This is a genomic window from Pseudomonas sp. MWU16-30316 (assembly GCF_020515645.1).
GTDB lineage: Bacteria > Pseudomonadota > Gammaproteobacteria > Pseudomonadales > Pseudomonadaceae > Aquipseudomonas > Aquipseudomonas cerasi.
The window spans coordinates 784,809-802,986 of the sequence record NZ_JAIZAZ010000003.1; the positions used below are offsets into that span (position 1 = coordinate 784,809).

The window sequence follows — 18,178 nt, forward strand, 5'->3', positions numbered from 1 at the left end:
CTTCTCAATATTCATTACCCATCACACCTTACATCAAATTCGAAGCAGCATGAAAAGAGCCAGGGTGCTCGTTGCTGTGATTGCGGCGCTCATTCATGAGCGAGTTGCGCTTGATCGCATTGTTTGGCCAAGGTCCTAAGAGGTCCTCTGCTACCAACATGCGGAACCACATCCTGGTCACGCTCTGTTGAATGAGCCGCGGCAAGCTGCCTGGTTATCGGCCACAGTCCGACTTTACGTCGAAAAGGATACAAACAGGACACGAAGGGCGCTTTTTCAGCGCTCATTTGTCGTGCAGGTGAATCGCCCGGATCCAGCGCGGATCAACGTGTTGCGGGCTGACAGCCCCGATTTCACGCAGTGGCGATGGGCTTTTTGAAAAAAAGAGCGTGGACTCGGGATATAACACTAATTAGAATCAGTCTCATTTGGCGTATCCCATCGCTCAAGGCTTTTGACATGACTCAAGCAGCGACGCTATCACAGCAGACCTTGCATTCCCTGTACCGCGATCATCATGGCTGGCTGGAAAGCTGGCTGCGCAGACGCATGGGCAATGCCTGGGATGCGGCTGACCTGAGTCAGGATACGTTCCTGCGCGTGCTCTCCAGCTCCCAACAGATCGCCGATATGCAGGAGCCGCGTGCCTACCTGCTGACCGTGGGCAAGCGCCTGCTGAGTAATTTCTACACGCGTCGCAGCCTTGAACAGGCTTATCTGGAAGCGCTGGCGCAGTTGCCCGAAGAAAGCGTGCCGTCGCCGGAGCAGCGCTGGTTGCTTCTGGAAACCCTGCAGGCGCTGGATGAGCTGCTCGATGGTCTGTCGGCAGTGGTGCGGCGGGCGTTTCTCTGGAGTCAGCTTGAGGGGCTGGGCTATCGGGAAATCGCTGAACGCCTGAGTGTTTCCGAACGCACCGTCAAACGCTATATGGCACAAGCCTACGAGCACTGTTTGCTGGTGGACTGGTGATTCGCCCGGCACCTTCTACCGAAGAACGCGAGGTAGTACGCAAAGCGGCGCAGTGGCTGGCGCTTCTGGAATCCGGTGGTGCCAGCGATGAAGATCACGCCATGCTGCAACACTGGCGTGACAGCTCCGCCAGTCACGAACGCGCCTGGCAAAAGGCCCAACAGCTGCGTCAGCGTTTTTTCGGTCTGCCTGCCAACCTCGCCATGGCGACGCTGGATCGTCCTGACAAGGCCAGGCGTGCGACGCTAAAAAGAGCGTTGGGCGCCGTGACACTGGTCCCTGCAGTCTGGCTGCTGGGGCGTCAATTGCCGCTGGATGTCTGGCGTGCCGACCTGCAAACCGCAGTCGGCGAGCACAAGCGCCTGTCGCTGGCCGATGGCAGCATGTTGCAACTGAATACCGACAGTGCGGTGAACGTGGATATGGGCGCCCGGGCAATCACCCTTGTACGGGGCGAAATAGCCCTCAAGGTGCCTGGCAGCGCGCCGCTGACCATCAACGGTCCTTACGGGCGCATCGTGGTTGGCCGGAGTGAAGTCTGTGTGCGTCTCAACGCCAGCGATTGCAGGGTCTCGGTCGTCAGCGGCACGGTGCAGCTTTATCCCCTGCGCGGGCCGGTGCTGGCCTTGAATGCGCAGCAGCAGGTCACGCTGAAGCAGAGCGGCATCGGTCCTGTCAGTGCCTTCGACGCCTTGCTGCCTGGCTGGCGCGACGATGTGCTGAGCGCGCAGAACCAGTCACTGGGCGATTTCCTTCGCGAGCTGAGTCGTTACCGTCCGGGCCTGCTGCGCTGGGAACCTGAGCTGGAAAACCTGCGAGTGACCGGCAGTTTCAGGCTCGACAATACCGACCGCGTGCTGTCGTTGCTGGCGGCCAGTCTGCCGGTGGACGTGCAGATGCGCACGCGTTATTGGGTGACCCTGGTGCCTCGAAAAAACATTTCGACAAAAAATAGTGCGTAATGCTGTCCCTTTTTTTTGTCTCGCTGGTCATTCCAGGTAAGTGCACAAAAAATACGAGAGCTTCCCTCTATGTCCGCAGTGTCTTCCTACCGTTTGCGTCCACTTTTGCATTTCAGCCTGTTGCTGACGTTGAGTTCCAGTCCGTTATTCGTCTCGACCAGTTGGGCCGACACATCGGGCAGACGCGCCTATGAGGTGCCGGCCGGCAGCCTGAGCGCTGCGCTCACCCGTTTCGCCGGGCAGGCCGGGGTCAACCTGTCGGTAGACCCCGCGCTGGTGAATGGGCGGAACAGTTCGGGGTTGTCCGGCGAATTCGCGGTCGAGGAAGGCTTTGCGCGCCTGCTGCAAGGTTCCGGCCTGCAACTGATGCCCGTCGGGGAGCAGGCCTACACGCTGATCCCGGCACCTGACAGCGCCAGCGCAGGCCTGCAACTTGCACCCACCTCGATTGTCGGTGACAGCGGCTCTACCGATGGCCAGGAATACGCAGGCGGCCAAGTGGCACGCAAAGGCTCGCAAGGCATGCTGGGTTCGCGCGACTTCATGGAAACGCCGTTCAGCATGACCACCTACACCAAAGACGCGGTGAAAAACCAGCAGGCTCGAACCTTGGGCGACCTGATCGCCAGTGACCCGTCAGTGCGTGCCACCAACCCCGCAGGCGGGCGTTACGAGCAGTTCACGATTCGCGGCTTCAGCCTGTTCAACAGCGACGTTTCCTACAACGGCCTGTACGGCATTCTGCCCACTTACACGATCGACATGGAAATGGCCGAACGGGTGGATATCCTCAAGGGACCGAGCCAGTTGATCAACGGCATTTCGCCGCGAGGCAGTGTCGGCGGCGGGATCAACGTGGTCCCCAAGCGCGCGACGGATAAACCGATCACCGAACTCACCACCAGCTATGCCTCCAAGGGGCAGGTGGGTGCTGCAGTCGATGTAGCCCGTCGGTTTGGCGAAGACGACAAGTTTGGGATTCGTTTCAACGGCGTGAAGCAGTCCGGCGACACTGAATGGGATCACCAGAGCGTCGATCGCGACATGGCCGTTTTGGGCCTGGATTTCCGTGGTGATCGCCTGCGTCTGTCGACGGACATCGGGCACACCGAACGCGACACCGATGCTCCGCAGGAACGCGTGCAGGTCGGTGCCAACGCGAAGGTGCCCAACGCCAACGATGTGCGTGACAACTATGCGCAGTCCTGGAGCAAGGCGCGCACCAAGGATACGTTCGGCGCAGTGAATGCCGAATATGACCTCAGCGACTCGGTGATGCTCTACGGCGGTGTCGGCGCGCGCAAAAGTAACCATGACTTCCTGCGCCATGCGGTATCGGTCACCAACGATGCAGGCGACTTCAGCGTTCAACCACGCGATTTCACCCGTGACGAAAATGTGCGCACAGCCACTGCCGGCGCGCGCAGCTGGTTCACTACCGGGCCGGTCAGCCACGAGGTCAACCTGGCTGCCAGCTATTTCTATATGGACTTTGAAAACGGTGGTGCACGCTATGCGGCAGCGCCGAGCAATCTTTACAACCCGGTCGACACGCCGACACCCTCGAATCCCACGCGGGCCGACTCCAAGGTTTACACCGAGAACCGTTTCAGCGGTGTGGCGCTGACTGACACACTAGGGTTTTTCGAGGACCGTCTGCTGCTGACACTCGGCGCCCGCTGGCAGCGTGTCAAGGTTGATGACTGGACCGATGGCGTGAAAGGCGACACCGCCTACGATGAGGAAAAGGTCTCACCATCAGGCGGCATCCTGTACAAGGTGACCGACGACTTTTCGGTGTACGCCAACTACATGGAAGGCCTGAGCCAGGGCAAGATCGCTCCGTCGACCTCGGTGAACGAAGACCAGATCTTCCCGCCGTTCGTCAGTCGTCAGGTCGAGGTCGGCGCCAAATATGACCTGGGGTCATACGCCTTCACCGCCAGCGTATTCCGTATCAAACAACCGGCCTACGAGACCAATACCACCTCCCGTGTGTTCGGCCCGAACGGCAAGCGCCGTAACGACGGTGTCGAGCTGACCATGTTCGGTGAGCCGATGAAGGGCTTCCGTCTGCTGGGCGGGGTGATGTACATCGACAGCGAACTGACCAACACCGTCAATGGCACATTCGACGGCAACCGCGCACCGGCCACCCCCAAGTACAACGTCAATCTGGGGGCCGAGTGGGACGTTCCGGGCGTAAACGGTCTGACCCTGACCGGACGGGGCATCTACACCGGTTCGCAGTATCTGGATCAGGCCAACAGCAAAAGCATCGACTCATCGGAGCGTTTCGACGTCGGTGCGCGGTATGCTTTCAAGGTCGATCAGAAGGACATCACACTGCGGGCCAACGTCGAGAACGTGATGAACAAGTACTACTGGAGCTCGGCCGGCGCGTCGGATGACAGCGAGCCGGGGCTGACCCTGTCGACACCGCGCACCTATCTGTTGTCGGCCACCATCGGTTTCTGAGTGGATACGCGACGCCCAGGGAAGGGCTCACGTGTATAGCGAACGACCGGCAGTCCTCATCGAGGGATAACCTGTGTGCAGTATTAAATAATAAACCTCAACACGGCGACACCACAGTCTGTTATTTAAATAGACTGCTTGGTCATATGCCAGAATAACAAATGGCCACTTTCAATAGTGGCACATTGAGTTATACCGATTAATTCTGTCGGTATAACTGCGTGCCTTATTCATTGTCAGGCGCGCAGAAGCGTTCATTTAAATTTCATCTTTGTTTTCGAAATAATGGGTTGCACTTTTGGGTAAATGATAATAATTTGCATCCAGAAATCCAGCGAGGACTTACAGATGTTGAATAATGGCTTATTGCACTCTACGACGTCGCAGAAAACCAATGCCAACTATCTGGACAGGCAGAGCAAGTTTGAATCGAATGTAAGGAGTTACCCGCGCAAGTTGCCATTGGCGATAGCCAAGGCACATGGTGTATGGGTCACGGATGTCGAAGGCACCACGTATCTGGACTGCCTGGCCGGCGCCGGAACACTGGCACTGGGACACAATCACGAAGCTATCATGGCCAGTCTCGACAGCTTCCTGACCTCGGGCATGCCGATGCACACCCTTGACCTGACCACTGCGGTCAAGGACGCCTTCAGCGAAACGCTGCTGAGTTTGCTGCCAGGACAGGGGCGTGATTACTGCCTGCAATTCTGTGGTCCGTCCGGGGCTGACGCCGTCGAAGCCGCAATCAAACTGGCCAAGACCGCCACCGGCCGTCATAACATCATCAGCTTTTCCGGCGCCTACCATGGCATGACCCACGGCGCCCTGGCGCTGACCGGCAACACGGCGCCAAAAAACGCTGTCGCTAACCTGATGCCCGGTGTGCAGTTCCTGCCGTATCCCCACGAATACCGTTGCCCGCTGGGCATTGGCGGCGAGGCCGGCACTGAAGCACTGAGTTATTACTTCACCCAGTTCATCGAAGACGTGGAAAGTGGTGTGTCGCTCCCGGCCGCGGTAATTCTGGAAGCGGTGCAGGGCGAGGGCGGTGTCAATCCGGCACCTGCGGCATGGCTGCGCCAGATTCGCGAAGTCACCCGCAAGCATGGCATTCTGCTGATTCTGGATGAAGTGCAGGCCGGTTTTGGCCGTACCGGCAAGATGTTTGCCTTCGAACACGCCGGGATCGAACCCGACGTCATCGTCATGTCCAAGGCGGTCGGCGGCGGTCTGCCGTTGGCAGTGCTGGGTTTCAAACGCGAGTTCGACGCCTGGTCTCCGGGCAATCATGCCGGCACCTTTCGTGGCAACCAGATGGCCATGGCCACCGGCCTGGCGACCCTTGAAGTGCTGCAGCGACAGAACCTCGCTGGCCAGGCCGCAAAACGTGGCGACTGGCTCAAGGAACAGCTCGGTCTGTTGCAACAACGCTATCCGGCGATCGGCAATGTGCGCGGCCGCGGCCTGATGCTGGGCATCGAGATTGTCGATGAGCGCAAAGCGGCTGACCGCCTCGGCAGCCTGCCGATGGACCCGGACCTGGCTGTCGCCATTCAGCAGCATTGTTTCAAACAGGGGTTGTTACTTGAACGCGGTGGTCGCAATGGCAATGTCATTCGCTTATTGCCGCCGTTGATCATTACCGAAGAGCAATGCCACTTGGTGATCCAGCGTTTTGAACAAGCGCTCAAGGCGGCACTGTCCCAGCTACGTAAATAAAAGTTTGTAATAAGCAAGGCATAAACAGCCCATCATCGTGACACTGATATCACGATTGAAACAACACCGCACACAACGTTTGGCTGGGCGAACTTATCGCCCCTCGACAGCTCGATTGTTGTGCCGCAAGCGATAAATCAACGTTTGTTGCGACGTCATTTGAACGGTCAGCGTAAAGGCGACTGTGGAGCAGACATGACTAATACCGATCGCACCGTCTTATCAAACATGGTGAGCGAGTTGGCAACCACTCGCGCGTTACTCAATTGCCTGATCAAGGAATTCGCACTGCCGGAAGAGTGCCTGCATTACACCTGGCCTGAAGGCATGCAAGGCATAGCGCCAGGCAGTTTCGTCGATGGCGGGCAATGGAAGGGCATTCCGCTCACCATCAGCCTGCCCAATCAGCAGCAGTTCTTTGTTCTGGTGGACCGCCGCGACCACCTGGGCAGCCATCGCTACCTTTCCGATGTCTACGCTCGTCAGGGGCAGGGCACCTGGCGCTGCCTGGCGTTCGCCGAATTCGCCCGGCAACTGCTGACCGCCTGTGAGCACATGACCCGTGCCAGCAATGACGAACTGCTGGATCAGGTCCTGCAAAGCCAGCACCTGACTGCTGCCATCGTTGCGCACAACATGACCGGTCAGCATCCGGCACCGCTCAGCGGCTATCTGGCCAGTGAGCAGGGTTTGTGGTTCGGCCACCCCAACCATCCGGCACCCAAGGCACGCCTGTGGCCTGAGCATCTGGCGCAGGAGACCTACGCCCCGGAGTTTCAGGCGCAGACCGCGCTGCATCTGTTCGAAGTGCCGCTGGAAGGGCTACGAATCACCTCCAATGGCTTGAGCGAAGCCGAGGTGATGTCAGGCTTCGCGGACCAATCGCGGGCCCGGCCCGGGCATGCGCTGATCTGCATGCATCCGGTACAGGCGCAACTGTTCATGCAGGACCGCCGCGTGCAAAGGCTGCTTGAGCTGGGGGATATCTCGGACCTGGGTGCCAGTGGGCTGCTGGCCAGCCCGACGGCGTCGATGCGCACTTGGTACATCGAGGGGCACGACTACTTCATCAAGGGTTCGCTGAATGTGCGCATCACCAACTGTGTGAGGAAAAACGCATGGTATGAACTGGAGAGCACGCTGATCATCGACGAACTGTTTCAGCGCCTGCAGCAGACTCGTCCGGAAACCCTCGGTGGGCTGTCCACAGTCGCCGAACCCGGTTCGATGAGCTGGGCGCCCAAAGGTGCGAGCGAGGCTGACGGTCACTGGTTCCGCGAGCAGACCGGCGCCATTCTGCGGGAAAACTTCTGCCGCCGCTCCGGCGCCGACAGCAGCGTGATGGCGGGCACACTGTTCGCTCGTGATCTGCGTTCACGCCCACTGGTGCACGACTTCCTCCAGCGTTTCAATGGCGGGGAGCTTGAGGACCAGCATCTGCTGGACTGGTTCGATGAGTACCAGGCCTTGCTGCTGAACCCGGTCATGGCGTTGTTCTTCAATCACGGCATCGTGATGGAGCCGCACTTGCAGAATGCGGTGCTGATTCACGACAACGGACGCCCGCAACAGCTGCTGTTGCGCGACTTTGAAGGCGTCAAGCTGACCGAAGAGCTGGGCATCAAGGCGATTCAGGTGGGGTTGCACCCGAGAATTCGCCAGTCGCTGCTCTACAGCCGCGAACAGGGCTGGAACCGCATTACCTATTGCCTGCTGATCAACAACCTGTCCGAAGCCGTGCTGGCCTTGAGCTGGGAGCGCCCGCACCTGGCACCACTGATGTGGCAGCGCGTCGAGCGGCAATTGCAGCGTATCCGTGACGAACTGGTGCTGCCTGCGCCCGAGCTGGACGCGCTGATCGCAGGCCAGTCGATTGCCTGCAAGACCAACCTCAAGGTCCGGCTCGCTGCCAAGGCCGACCGCGAAGCCAACTATGTGCGTCTTGCGTCGCCGTGGGCCACGGAGGCACGTTATGCATAAGGTGCCGGAAACCGTACTGGCGGCCATCAAGGAGGCTCGGGCGCTGGAAACCGATCCGCTGGCGGCCTTTGTCTACGATCTGGACGCGCTGCAGCAGCATGTCAGTGAAGTCATGGCGGCGCTGCCCGCCGGTGTCGAGCTGTATTACGCGATCAAGGCCAACAGCGAAGCGCTGATGCTGGAAACCCTGGCCCCGCTGGTCAGTGGCTTTGAAATTTCCTCTGGGGGCGAGATCGAGCGGGTGATGGCCTGTCCGACACGCAAGCCCTACGTGTTCTCGGGCCCGGGCAAACTTGATTCCGATCTGCGTTCGGCGTTGCTGAACAAGGTTGAAGCCATCCACCTGGAGAGTCTCAACGAAATCGCGCGTCTGCAACAGCTCGCAGAACAAGCGGGGCGCGTGCAGCCGGTGTTCCTGCGCATCAACCCGCAACTGCCCGCTGCGCAATCGAGCAGGCTGGCGATGGCCGGGACCGCGACACCGTTCGGGATTGACGAAGCCGATCTGGCCGAGGCGGTCAGACGCGTGGACAACGCCAGTCACCTGACGCTCAAGGGCTTCCACGTACACGCCATGTCGCATCAGATGTCGGTTGAACGTCATGAGCAGCTGCTCGATTTCTACCTGCAGCGCTGGCAGGAATGGAAGGCTCTGGCCCGTGATCCGAGCCAGCTCACCCATTTCAACGTCGGCGGCGGTATTGGCGTCGATTACCTCAACAGTCAGCAGTTCGACTGGCAGCGGCTGTGCCGTTATCTGGAAAAACGCCTGGGCGAGCAGCACGACGCGCCGATCCTGCGCTTCGAGCCGGGACGCTTCATCAGTGCCTATTGCGGCTATTACGCCATTGAGGTGCTGGACAGCAAAACCAGCCACGGCGAGCATTTTCTGGTCTGTCGAGGCGGTACTCACCAGTTTCGCCTGCCGGTCGCGCAAAGCCATGACCATCCGGTGATCCACCTGCCGAATGCACCGCAGAGCACTGAGTCGTCAGAGCAGGCTTACACCATTGTCGGGCAGCTGTGCACGCCCAAGGATGTGCTGAGCCGTCGCCAGCCACTCAAAGGTGTGAACATTGGTGACCTGTTGGTCCTGCCGCTGGCGGGAGCCTATGGCTACAACATCTCCCACGCCGACTTTCTCTGCCATCCACGACCGTCACAGCACTTCGTGCGCAACGGTGAACGGGTTCGCCAATGAGTTTCAACGTCCCACGCCGCTGGGTGGTGTTCAACGTGCTGCTCGGTACGCTGACGGTCAGCCTGAGCAACAGTTCGCTTAACCCGGCGCTGCCGACCTTTATGGATGCGTTCAGGATCGGCCCTCTGCTGGCCACCTGGATTGTCGCCGGGTTCATGACCAGCATGGGCATGACCATGCCGCTGACCAGCTTCCTCAGTCAGCGCATCGGACGCAAACGCCTGTATCTGTGGGGTGTGGCGCTGTTCATCGGCGGTTCGCTGTTGGGCGCGCTGGCCGACTCCATCGCACTGGTGATCACCGCACGGGTGGTACAGGGCATTGCCAGCGGGCTGATGATCCCGTTGTCGCTGGCGATCATCTTCTCGGTGTATGAAAAGCACGAACGGGGCAGAGTGACCGGGCTCTGGAGCGCAGCAGTAATGCTCGCACCGGCGCTTGGTCCGCTGTGTGGCAGCCTGATGCTGGAGTGGTTCAGCTGGCGCTCACTGTTCCTGATGAATGTGCCCATTGGTCTGCTGGCACTGTTGCTGGGCGTCGGCGTGCTGCCGGACTCCGAGCCTGCCGAGCGCAAGCCGTTCGACCTGATCGGCTACCTGCTGGTGGCGTCGGGCATTGGCTTGCTGATGATCGCCATCAGCCGCATGCACCATGCTCAGGCGCTGCTCGACCCAGTCAATCAGGCCATGGTGCTGGTCGCGGTGGCTTGTCTGCTGGCGTTCGTCCGCGTCGAGTTGAGTCGCCAGGCACCGCTGCTGAATCTGCGCCTGTTCAACCTGCGCGGTTATCGTCTGAGCGTGATCATCGCCGTGGTGCAATCGGTCGGCATGTTCGAGTGTCTGGTGCTGTTGCCGCTGCTGGTGCAGAGCGTGCTGGGCTACAACCCGATCTGGACCGGCCTGGCGCTGCTGTGTACCGCCAGCTTCGCGAGCCTGTTCGGGCAGTGGGGCGGCAAGGCACTGGACCGCCATGGCCCGCGCACCGTCGTCGCCGTCGGCCTGCTGTTGACCGGCGTTTCGACCTTGGCGCTGGGCATACTCAAGGCCGATGCCGCAATCGGCGTGGTGTTCGTGCTGATGATGATTCGTGGCGCCGGTCTCGGGCTCTCCTACATGCCGGTGACCACGGCGGGGCTCAATGCCTTGCCCGAGCCGATGGTCACTCAGGGCGCCGCGATGAACAACATTTCCCGCCGTCTGGTCGCGTCGCTGGCCATCGTCATTGCGTCGCTGTGGCTGGAGTTCCGCTTCAACACCGCGGGACCGGCCGCCACGCCCTCGGCCATCAGTGAAGTGTTCATCGCCACCGGCCTGCTGATCCTGCTGGCACTGCCCTGTGCCTGGCGTTTCCCCCTTAACGACGAGCGCGCCGAGGCCCAGCCCGACGCGGTCGAATCCCGATAATTTTTCGTTCGAGGTATGAACATGGCTACCCCTTTACCGCTGCAACGTAACGCCGCTTCGACAACGACAAATACAACGACGGGTACGGGTGCCTGGCTGGCCCACGTCAGCGCCGAGCGCTATCAGCAAGTGCAACGCCGCGTGATCGGCCAGTTGCTGCAAACCCTGCTGTACGAGGCGGCGCTGCCTTACCGCTGTGAGCCGCTGGATGATCATCGGCATCGTTTTGCCGTGGCCGTCAGTGGCGGTGTGGAATACCACTGCGACGGTCTGCTGAGCACCAGCTTCGAGCTGATCCGCCTCGATCACGCCACGCTTGAGCGGGTGGACAGTACCGGCGAACGCAGCGTGCCGGATCTGCATCTGGCGTTGACCGAGCTGCTGAGCCCGTTCAAGGACAGCCCGCACCTGACGCGCTTCATCCAGGAAATCGAACAGACCCAGCTCAAGGACCTGCAGGCCCGTAATCAGGGGTATCAGCCCGCCAGGCCTGCGCATCAGCTGGATGTCGATGCGCTGGAGCAGCACTTCATGGATGCCCACAGCTATCACCCGTGCTACAAGTCGCGGATCGGCTTTTCCCTGGCTGACAACCGCCACTACGGGCCAGAATTTGCCACGCCTTTCGCGGTGGTCTGGCTGGCCGTGGCGAAGTCCAGCGCCTCGGTCGGCCACTCGCGGAGCATGGATTTTCAGGCGTTCATCCGTCAGGAGCTGGGTACACAACGCTGGCAGGAAATAACTCGAGAACTGGCTGCGCAGGGCAAGTCCATCGACGACTATCAACTGATGCCGGTGCATCCGTGGCAGTGGGACAACGTCACGGTGTCGACTTTCTACCCGGAACTGGCCAGCGGCGAGCTGATTTATCTGGGCACCTCGACCGATCGCTACAAGGCTCAGCAGTCGATTCGCACGCTGGCCAACGCCAGTCAGCCACAGCGCCCATACGTCAAGCTGGCGATGAGCATGACTAATACCTCCAGCACGCGGATTCTGGCGCGTCACACGGTGTTGAACGGCCCGATCATCACCGATTGGCTGCACCAGTTGATCGCAACCGACAGCACCGCTCGCGCGCTGGATTTCGTGATTCTCGGTGAGGTGGCGGGGGTGAGTTTCGATTACCGCCATCTGCCGGAATCACGTTCGGCGCAGACCTACGGCACGCTGGGTGCGATTTGGCGGGAAAGCCTGCATCAATACCTCCGGGACGACGAGCAGGCGGTGCCATTCAACGGCCTCAGCCATGTGGAAAATCGTTACGGTGATGGCCAGCAGACGCCTTTCATAGACGCATGGGTCAGCCAGTACGGGCTCAAGGAATGGACCCGGCAACTGCTGCAGGTCACGGTGCCGCCGATCATTCACATGCTCTATGCCGAAGGCATCGGCATGGAGTCCCACGGCCAGAACATCGTGCTGATCGTCAAGCAGGGCTGGCCGCAGCGCATCGCCCTCAAGGACTTCCATGACGGCGTGCGTTATTCACCTGAGCACCTCGGGCGTCCCGAACTGTGCCCGGAGCTAGTGCCGCTGCCCGCCAGCCACGCAAAGCTCAACCGCAACTCGTTCATCATTACCGACGACGTCAACGCGGTGCGCGACTTTTCCTGCGATTGTTTCTTCTTCATCTGCCTGGCCGAAATGGCGATTTTCCTGCGCCAGCAATACCAGCTGGACGAAGCACTGTTCTGGCAGATGACCGCCGACGTCATTCTTGACTATCAGCAGGCTCACCCGCAGCACCGCGACCGTTTCGGGCTGTTTGACGTGTTTGCGCCCTCGTACGAAGTCGAAGAGCTGACCAAGCGCCGCCTGTTGGGAGATGGCGAGCGCCGCTTCCGCTCGGTACCTAACCCACTGCATACCTACAGGCCGCAATGATGCTGAGGACCAATGCGCTCAAAAGCAGAGTTGCGGACGGACAGCCGGCACACGGGGTGATCAGTTCGATTCCGGCCCCGGCCGCCATCGAGTTGATCGCTGAAGCCGGGTTCGACTTCGTGATCATCGACATGGAGCACGTCCTGATCAACCCGGAAACCGTGGAAAACATGATCCGTGTGGCAGAGAGCTACGGCCTTACACCATTGGTGCGGGTCGCCGATTTCAACCCGAAAACCCTGCTGCGCCTGCTCGATGGCGGCGCGCAGGGCATCGTCTTGCCGATGATCGAGAGCCCTGAGCAATTGGCAGATGCGATTGCCGCCTGCAAGTACTACCCGCTGGGTCGTCGCAGCCTCAATGCCGGACGTCCCGGCTCTTTCGGCAAGCACAGCCTGGCGCAGTACGTGGAGGCCGCCAATCAACAGATCATGGTGGTGGCGATGATCGAAAGCGCCGAAGGCGTGCGACGTGCCGCCGAGATCGCCAGCGTGCCGGGGCTGGACATGATTCTTGAAGGCGCGGCAGACCTGTCGCAGTCACTGGGCATGCCCTGGCAGATCGATCAACCAGATGTACAAAACGCGCTGCTTGCAACCTGGCAAGCCGCCGACGCGGCGGGCATCGCTTATTGCGCGATCCCTCGTCAACCCGGTGACGCTGCCCGCTGGCAGGCTCGCGGGGTCAACACCTTTGTCCTCGGGGATGAGCGCGGCATTGCCTTTCGCGCGCTTCAGGCCCGCCTGGCTCAACATTCAGCAGAAGGAAAATAAACCATGAACTTCACTTCACTCGCCGCTGACCTGGTCATGCAGGATTTGGTCGATTGCCTGCTGGCTGAAGATTTCTTTGGTCGCGAGCCATTGCGCCTGCAGGACAGCAGCCAATGGCAACTGCGCCATCCACAGGCTCCGCAACTGGTGGAGCAGGGCAGTGCGCAGCAAATCTGGGAATGGTGCTGCGATGATTCGGAGCAGCGCTTTATCAGCATCGCGTTGCGCGCCGGTATTACCCAGCAATGGGAAAAAGTACCCGGTACGCCGGTACTGGGGCGACAGGACGAGCGCTGGACGCAGTTGTCGCCGGAAGACTTCATGAAGTGGGTGTTCGCCGGCAAGGCAACGCTGCTTCAGGACAGCGAGCGCCAGGACAACGAAAAGGGTATCGCGCTGTTTCTCGAGGTATTGCGTATCAGTGTCTGGCAGACCGCGCTGTCGCTGGACCACAAGGTCGACGAGCAGAACCTGATGGCTCAGGACGGCGCAACCTTCTTCAGGACCATGGAGCAGTGGGCGTCGCTGCGTGATCGCCCGTATCACCCGCTGGCCAAGGCCAAACAAGGCTTGAATGAACAGGAATACTTACACTATCAGGCCGAGTTCGCCCGGCCGGTAGCGCTGAACTGGGTGGCGGTCGACAAGACCTTGCTGCAATGCGGCGACGGCGTAGAGGACTTGAACGCATCGTTTCCGGCCCGCTATCTGCTGCCCGAGCACCTGCAAGCGGAGCTTGACCAGGAGATGCAGACGCGTGGCATTGCCGGCAGCCATGTTGCGCTGCCGGTTCACCCGTGGCAGTTCGAGCATGTTCTGCAGGCCCAGCTGGGCGATGCGTTCGCCAAGGGCGATTGCCAGCGGCTTGACTTCAATCAGGCGCAGGTCCACGCCACTTCGTCGCTGCGTTCGATGACACCGTGCTTCAACAGCGCTGACTACCTGAAGCTGCCCATGGCAATTTATTCGCTCGGCGCTTCGCGTTACCTGCCAGCGGTCAAAATGATCAACGGCGGGCTGAGCGAAAAACTGCTGCGCCAGGTGGTCGACAAGGATCAAACCCTGGGCCGTTCGCTGCACTTGTGCGACGAGCGCAAATGGTGGGCATTCATGCCGCCGCAAGCCACGTTGTTCGACGAAGGGCCTCGGCATCTTTCGGCGATGGTGCGCGGCTATCCGGCCGCCTTGCTCGATGATCCGGAGTGCCGCCTGCTGCCCATGGCGGCACTGGGCACACCGCTACCGGGGAGCAATCGGCATTTCTTCGACGAGTGGATGGACTATCGCGACCTGCCGCGCAATCAGGCTTCGGTACTGACACTGTTTCGCGAGTTGAGCCACAGTTTCTTCGACATCAACCTGCGCATGTTCCGCCTGGGGATGCTCGGCGAAGTGCATGGCCAGAACGCGGTCATGGTCTGGAAAGCCGGACAGGCGCAAGGGCTGCTGTTGCGTGACCACGACTCGTTGCGTATTTTCGTGCCCTGGCTGGAGCGCAACGGCATGCACGACCCGGAGTATCGCATCAAGAAAGGTCATGCCAATACGCTTTATCATGACCGTCCCGAGGACTTGCTGTTCTGGCTGCAGACACTGGGTATTCAGGTAAACGTGCGGGCAATCATGGATACGCTGGCGCAGGTGTATGACGTGCCTGTCACTGCGCTGTGGACCGTATTGCGTGATGTTCTGGATAATCTGATCACAACCATCGAATTTGACGACGAGGCGCGTGGCATGATCAGGCAACAACTGTTCGAAGCCCCCAACTGGCCGCAGAAACTTCTGCTAACACCCATGATCGAGCGCGCGGGCGGTCCGGGCAGCATGCCGTTCGGCAAGGGCGAAGTGGTCAACCCGTTCCACAGGTTGCGCCGTGCAACCTGACCGAACCCCGCATCCTTCGCGGCGCACAGTGTTGCGCCTTTCGCTGGGGTTACTGGCGCTGCCTGGCATTGCCCGGGCAGCGCCGCTACGCGTTGTCACCCTGTTTCAGGGGGCGTCCGATACTGCCGTGGCTCTGGGCGTGACGCCTTGCGGCGTGGTGGATTCGTGGAGCGAAAAACCGATGTATCGCTACCTGCGCCCGGCGCTGGCGGCGGTACCGCATGTGGGTCTGGAAACCCAGCCGAGCCTTGAAGATATCGTGCTGCTCAAGCCGGACCTGATCGTCGCCTCACGCTTTCGTCATCAGCGCATTGCACCGTTGCTGGAACAGATCAGTACGGTACTGATGCTTGAAGAGGTGTTCGAATTCAAGCGCACCCTGGCGATGATGGGTGCGGCCCTGCAGCGTCAACAACTGGCCATCGCGCTGCTCGGGCAATGGCAACAGCGTGTGGCAGCGCTGCGTGGCCAGTTGCAGGCGAAGTTCACCGGACGCTGGCCAATCACCGTGTCGGTGCTCGACATTCGCGAAGACCATATCCGTAGCTATCTGCCGGCCAGCTTTGCTGGCTCGGTGCTCAGTGAACTGGGCTTTGCCTGGACGCCCGCGGCCCGCCAAGCCACGGGCGTGTCCCTTAAACTCAGCAGTAAAGAGAGTTTGCCTGTGGTCGATGCCGACCTGTTCTTCGTCTTTCAGCGCGCGGACAGCACCGCCGCGCAACACACTTACGACAAGCTGGTACAGAACCCGTTCTGGCAACAGTTGCGGGCAGTACGCGACGTTCAGGTATGGCGCGTGGATGCCGTCGCCTGGAGTCTGTCCGGCGGCATTCTGGGCGCCAACCGCATGCTTGATGAAATCGCTCGCGTGGCGCTGGCGGATAGCGCCTCATGACGGCTGCGGTAAAACTGGGCCTGGGGCTGTTGGTACTGGTAGCGTGCATGGGGCTGAGTCTGGCCACCGGGGCCACCTGGATATCGCCCGCTGCCATTGTGCGAAGTGCCTGGCAGCCCGATGCGCTGAGCGCTATCGAGCACGTGCTGCTCGACACACGGCTGACACGCACCCTGATGGCCGTCGCAGTGGGCTCTAGTCTGGCGGTTGCCGGGGCGCTGATGCAGGCGCTGACGCGCAATCCGCTGGCATCGCCTGGCCTGTTCGGCATCAATGCCGGCGCGACGTTTGCCATCATCGCCTGTTCGTCGCTGCTTTCACTGTCGTCCATGAGCCAATGGCTGTGGTGCGCGTTCATCGGCGCTGCGGTGGCGGGCACGATCGTCTGGGTCATCGGCAACCGGGGGCAGGGCAGCCTCAATCCATTGCGCATCGTATTGGCTGGCGCAGCGATCACTGCCTTGTTTACCGCATTCAGTCAGGCCTTGCTGGTGGTCAATCAGGACGGTCTGGATACCGTGCTGTTCTGGTTGGCTGGCTCCTTGTCGGAGCGCGAACTGAGCACCGCTGCGCCGCTGCTCTTCTGCGTGGTCATGGGGCTTGTCGGCGCACTGGTGCTGGCGGGGCAGGTCAACGTGCTCAACACCGGGGAATCCATCGCGACGGCTTTGGGACAGCGTACGGGGCTGATTCGCCTGATGATGAGCGTGGTGATCATTGCCCTGGCAGGCAGCGCCGTGGCGCTGGCGGGCAGTATCGGCTTCATCGGTCTGCTGGTGCCGCACATGGTGCGCAAGACGCTGTCCATCGACCATCGCTGGCTGCTGCCCGGCTGTGCGTTGCTGGGCGCGACGCTGTTGTTGCTGGCCGACACCCTGGCACGAGTGGTGATTGTCCCTCAGGAAGTGCCGGTGGGTGTAATGACTGCGCTGTTTGGTGCGCCGTTTTTCATTGCGCTGGTTCGGCGGGGGGCGCGCTATGGATAAGCATGTCACCGTGCGCTACCGGAGCTTTTCCCGGCAGTTCAGCCTGACAGTGTTGACGCGTTTGCTTACGGGTCTGGCGCTGACGCTGCTGGTTGCCTTGATCTCGCTGGCCGTGGGCAAGATCAACCTGTCGCCCACGACCCTGCTGCGTGTTTTTACCGGCCAGGCGGACGCCAGCCTGGTGTTCATCGTTGAACAACTGCGCATGCCCCGGCTCGCCCTGGCCGCACTGGTCGGTGCGGCCCTGGCGGTGTCCGGGCTGATCCTGCAAAGCATCATTCGCAACCCGCTGGCCTCACCGGATCTGTTAGGCATCACCAGCGGCGCCAGCGCCGCAGCCGTGTTGTACCTGTCATTCTTCTCGGCTGCACTGGGTGCGCAGTTTCTGCCCCTGGCGGCGATCTCTGGCGCAGGCCTCGCGGCACTGGTCATTTATCTGCTGGCCTGGAATCAGGGCGCTTCACCCTTGCGCATGGTATTGATCGGGGTAGGGGTGTCGGCTTTGCTGGCTGCGGTCACCACGTTCATTCTGGTGTTCAGCCCGTTGACCACCACCTTGTCGGCTTATGTCTGGCTGACCGGGAGCGTGTATGGTGCCAGTTGGCCGGAGCCCCGCGCGCTGGCCGGCTGGCTATTGTTGACGTTGCCGCTGCTGGCGCTGCTCGCCCGTCAGGTGCGCATGCAACAACTGGATGACGCGCTGGCCCAGGGCATCGGCGTGCGCGTGCAATGGTTGCGTGCCGGTTTGCTGCTGGTGAGCGTGGCGCTGGCCGGCCTGGCGGTCGCCTGGGGCGGGGCGATTGCCTTTGTCGGGCTGATAGCGCCTCATATCGCCAAACGCCTGATGCCGCCGGGGTTCGTCGGTCAGGCGCTGATGGCGGCGCTGATCGGTGCCAATCTGGTGATGCTTGCCGATCTGGCCGGGCGCACGCTGTTTCTGCCGCTGGATCTGCCCGCAGGGATTTTTGTCGCGGTGCTGGGCACACCGTTTTTTCTGTACCTATTGATCAACCAGCGGCATTAAGGAATTAC

At 60.7% G+C, this 18,178-nt stretch carries 13 protein-coding genes; all 13 read left to right on the top strand.

Annotated elements, in window-relative coordinates; all coding sequences use genetic code 11:
* Nucleotides 1-459: 459 nt before the first annotated feature.
* Nucleotides 460-969: a sigma-70 family RNA polymerase sigma factor gene (locus tag LCH65_RS14455; protein WP_003318943.1), complete on the top strand. Its 510-nt coding sequence runs from the start codon at nucleotides 460-462 to the stop codon at nucleotides 967-969.
* Nucleotides 966-1,931 (top strand): FecR domain-containing protein, encoded by a 966-nt coding sequence (locus LCH65_RS14460; protein WP_058396923.1) that lies wholly within the window; start codon nucleotides 966-968, stop codon nucleotides 1,929-1,931. The genes LCH65_RS14455 and LCH65_RS14460 overlap by 4 nt, the downstream gene beginning before the upstream one ends.
* 69 nt (nucleotides 1,932-2,000) lie before the next feature.
* On the top strand, nucleotides 2,001-4,409 hold the full coding sequence (locus tag LCH65_RS14465) for a TonB-dependent receptor (protein WP_226439575.1): 2,409 nt from the start codon (nucleotides 2,001-2,003) through the stop codon (nucleotides 4,407-4,409).
* A gap of 348 nt (nucleotides 4,410-4,757) precedes the next feature.
* Nucleotides 4,758-6,134 (top strand): diaminobutyrate--2-oxoglutarate transaminase, encoded by a 1,377-nt coding sequence (locus tag LCH65_RS14470; protein WP_003372849.1) that lies wholly within the window; start codon nucleotides 4,758-4,760, stop codon nucleotides 6,132-6,134.
* A gap of 195 nt (nucleotides 6,135-6,329) precedes the next feature.
* Complete coding sequence (locus LCH65_RS14475) at nucleotides 6,330-8,114, top strand: IucA/IucC family protein (protein WP_044308133.1); 1,785 nt, start codon at nucleotides 6,330-6,332, stop codon at nucleotides 8,112-8,114.
* Entirely contained in the window at nucleotides 8,107-9,315 is a 1,209-nt protein-coding gene (locus tag LCH65_RS14480; RefSeq protein WP_060707758.1) for a type III PLP-dependent enzyme, read from the top strand. The genes LCH65_RS14475 and LCH65_RS14480 overlap by 8 nt, the downstream gene beginning before the upstream one ends.
* A complete protein-coding gene (locus LCH65_RS14485; RefSeq protein WP_072366618.1) occupies nucleotides 9,312-10,718 on the top strand; it encodes a DHA2 family efflux MFS transporter permease subunit in 1,407 nt (468 codons plus the stop codon). Before LCH65_RS14480 ends, LCH65_RS14485 begins: the two co-directional genes overlap by 4 nt.
* Before the next feature lie 21 nt (nucleotides 10,719-10,739).
* The gene (locus LCH65_RS14490; protein WP_103736302.1) at nucleotides 10,740-12,605 is read left to right on the top strand and encodes an IucA/IucC family protein; all 1,866 of its coding nucleotides are present in this window, start codon (nucleotides 10,740-10,742) and stop codon (nucleotides 12,603-12,605) included.
* The gene (locus LCH65_RS14495; protein ID WP_226439576.1) at nucleotides 12,605-13,378 is read left to right on the top strand and encodes an aldolase/citrate lyase family protein; all 774 of its coding nucleotides are present in this window, start codon (nucleotides 12,605-12,607) and stop codon (nucleotides 13,376-13,378) included. Before LCH65_RS14490 ends, LCH65_RS14495 begins: the two co-directional genes overlap by 1 nt.
* Nucleotides 13,379-13,381: 3 nt before the next feature.
* Nucleotides 13,382-15,265, top strand: coding sequence for an IucA/IucC family protein (locus LCH65_RS14500; protein WP_003433969.1), 1,884 nt, complete (start codon nucleotides 13,382-13,384; stop codon nucleotides 15,263-15,265).
* Nucleotides 15,255-16,160, top strand: coding sequence for an iron-siderophore ABC transporter substrate-binding protein (locus LCH65_RS14505; protein WP_032609577.1), 906 nt, complete (start codon nucleotides 15,255-15,257; stop codon nucleotides 16,158-16,160). Before LCH65_RS14500 ends, LCH65_RS14505 begins: the two co-directional genes overlap by 11 nt.
* Nucleotides 16,157-17,146: an iron ABC transporter permease gene (locus tag LCH65_RS14510; protein WP_054081417.1), complete on the top strand. Its 990-nt coding sequence runs from the start codon at nucleotides 16,157-16,159 to the stop codon at nucleotides 17,144-17,146. Before LCH65_RS14505 ends, LCH65_RS14510 begins: the two co-directional genes overlap by 4 nt.
* Nucleotides 17,139-18,170 carry an iron ABC transporter permease gene (locus LCH65_RS14515; RefSeq protein ID WP_054081416.1) on the top strand — a complete coding sequence of 344 codons (1,032 nt, stop codon included), beginning with the start codon at nucleotides 17,139-17,141 and terminating at the stop codon, nucleotides 18,168-18,170. Before LCH65_RS14510 ends, LCH65_RS14515 begins: the two co-directional genes overlap by 8 nt.
* Nucleotides 18,171-18,178 lie beyond the last annotated feature (8 nt).

Excerpts from the sequence above, each read along its gene's own strand:
- LCH65_RS14455 (WP_003318943.1), top strand. The coding sequence starts at position 460 with ATGACTCAAGCAGCGACGCTATCACAGCAGACCTTGCATTCCCTGTAC.
- LCH65_RS14500 (WP_003433969.1), top strand. The coding sequence starts at position 13,382 with ATGAACTTCACTTCACTCGCCGCTGACCTGGTCATGCAGGATTTGGTC.
- LCH65_RS14495 (WP_226439576.1), top strand. The coding sequence starts at position 12,605 with ATGCTGAGGACCAATGCGCTCAAAAGCAGAGTTGCGGACGGACAGCCG.
- LCH65_RS14485 (WP_072366618.1), top strand. The coding sequence starts at position 9,312 with ATGAGTTTCAACGTCCCACGCCGCTGGGTGGTGTTCAACGTGCTGCTC.
- LCH65_RS14470 (WP_003372849.1), top strand. The coding sequence starts at position 4,758 with ATGTTGAATAATGGCTTATTGCACTCTACGACGTCGCAGAAAACCAAT.
- LCH65_RS14510 (WP_054081417.1), top strand. The coding sequence starts at position 16,157 with ATGACGGCTGCGGTAAAACTGGGCCTGGGGCTGTTGGTACTGGTAGCG.
- LCH65_RS14515 (WP_054081416.1), top strand. The coding sequence starts at position 17,139 with ATGGATAAGCATGTCACCGTGCGCTACCGGAGCTTTTCCCGGCAGTTC.
- LCH65_RS14490 (WP_103736302.1), top strand. The coding sequence starts at position 10,740 with ATGGCTACCCCTTTACCGCTGCAACGTAACGCCGCTTCGACAACGACA.
- LCH65_RS14480 (WP_060707758.1), top strand. The coding sequence starts at position 8,107 with ATGCATAAGGTGCCGGAAACCGTACTGGCGGCCATCAAGGAGGCTCGG.
- LCH65_RS14475 (WP_044308133.1), top strand. The coding sequence starts at position 6,330 with ATGACTAATACCGATCGCACCGTCTTATCAAACATGGTGAGCGAGTTG.
- LCH65_RS14465 (WP_226439575.1), top strand. The coding sequence starts at position 2,001 with ATGTCCGCAGTGTCTTCCTACCGTTTGCGTCCACTTTTGCATTTCAGC.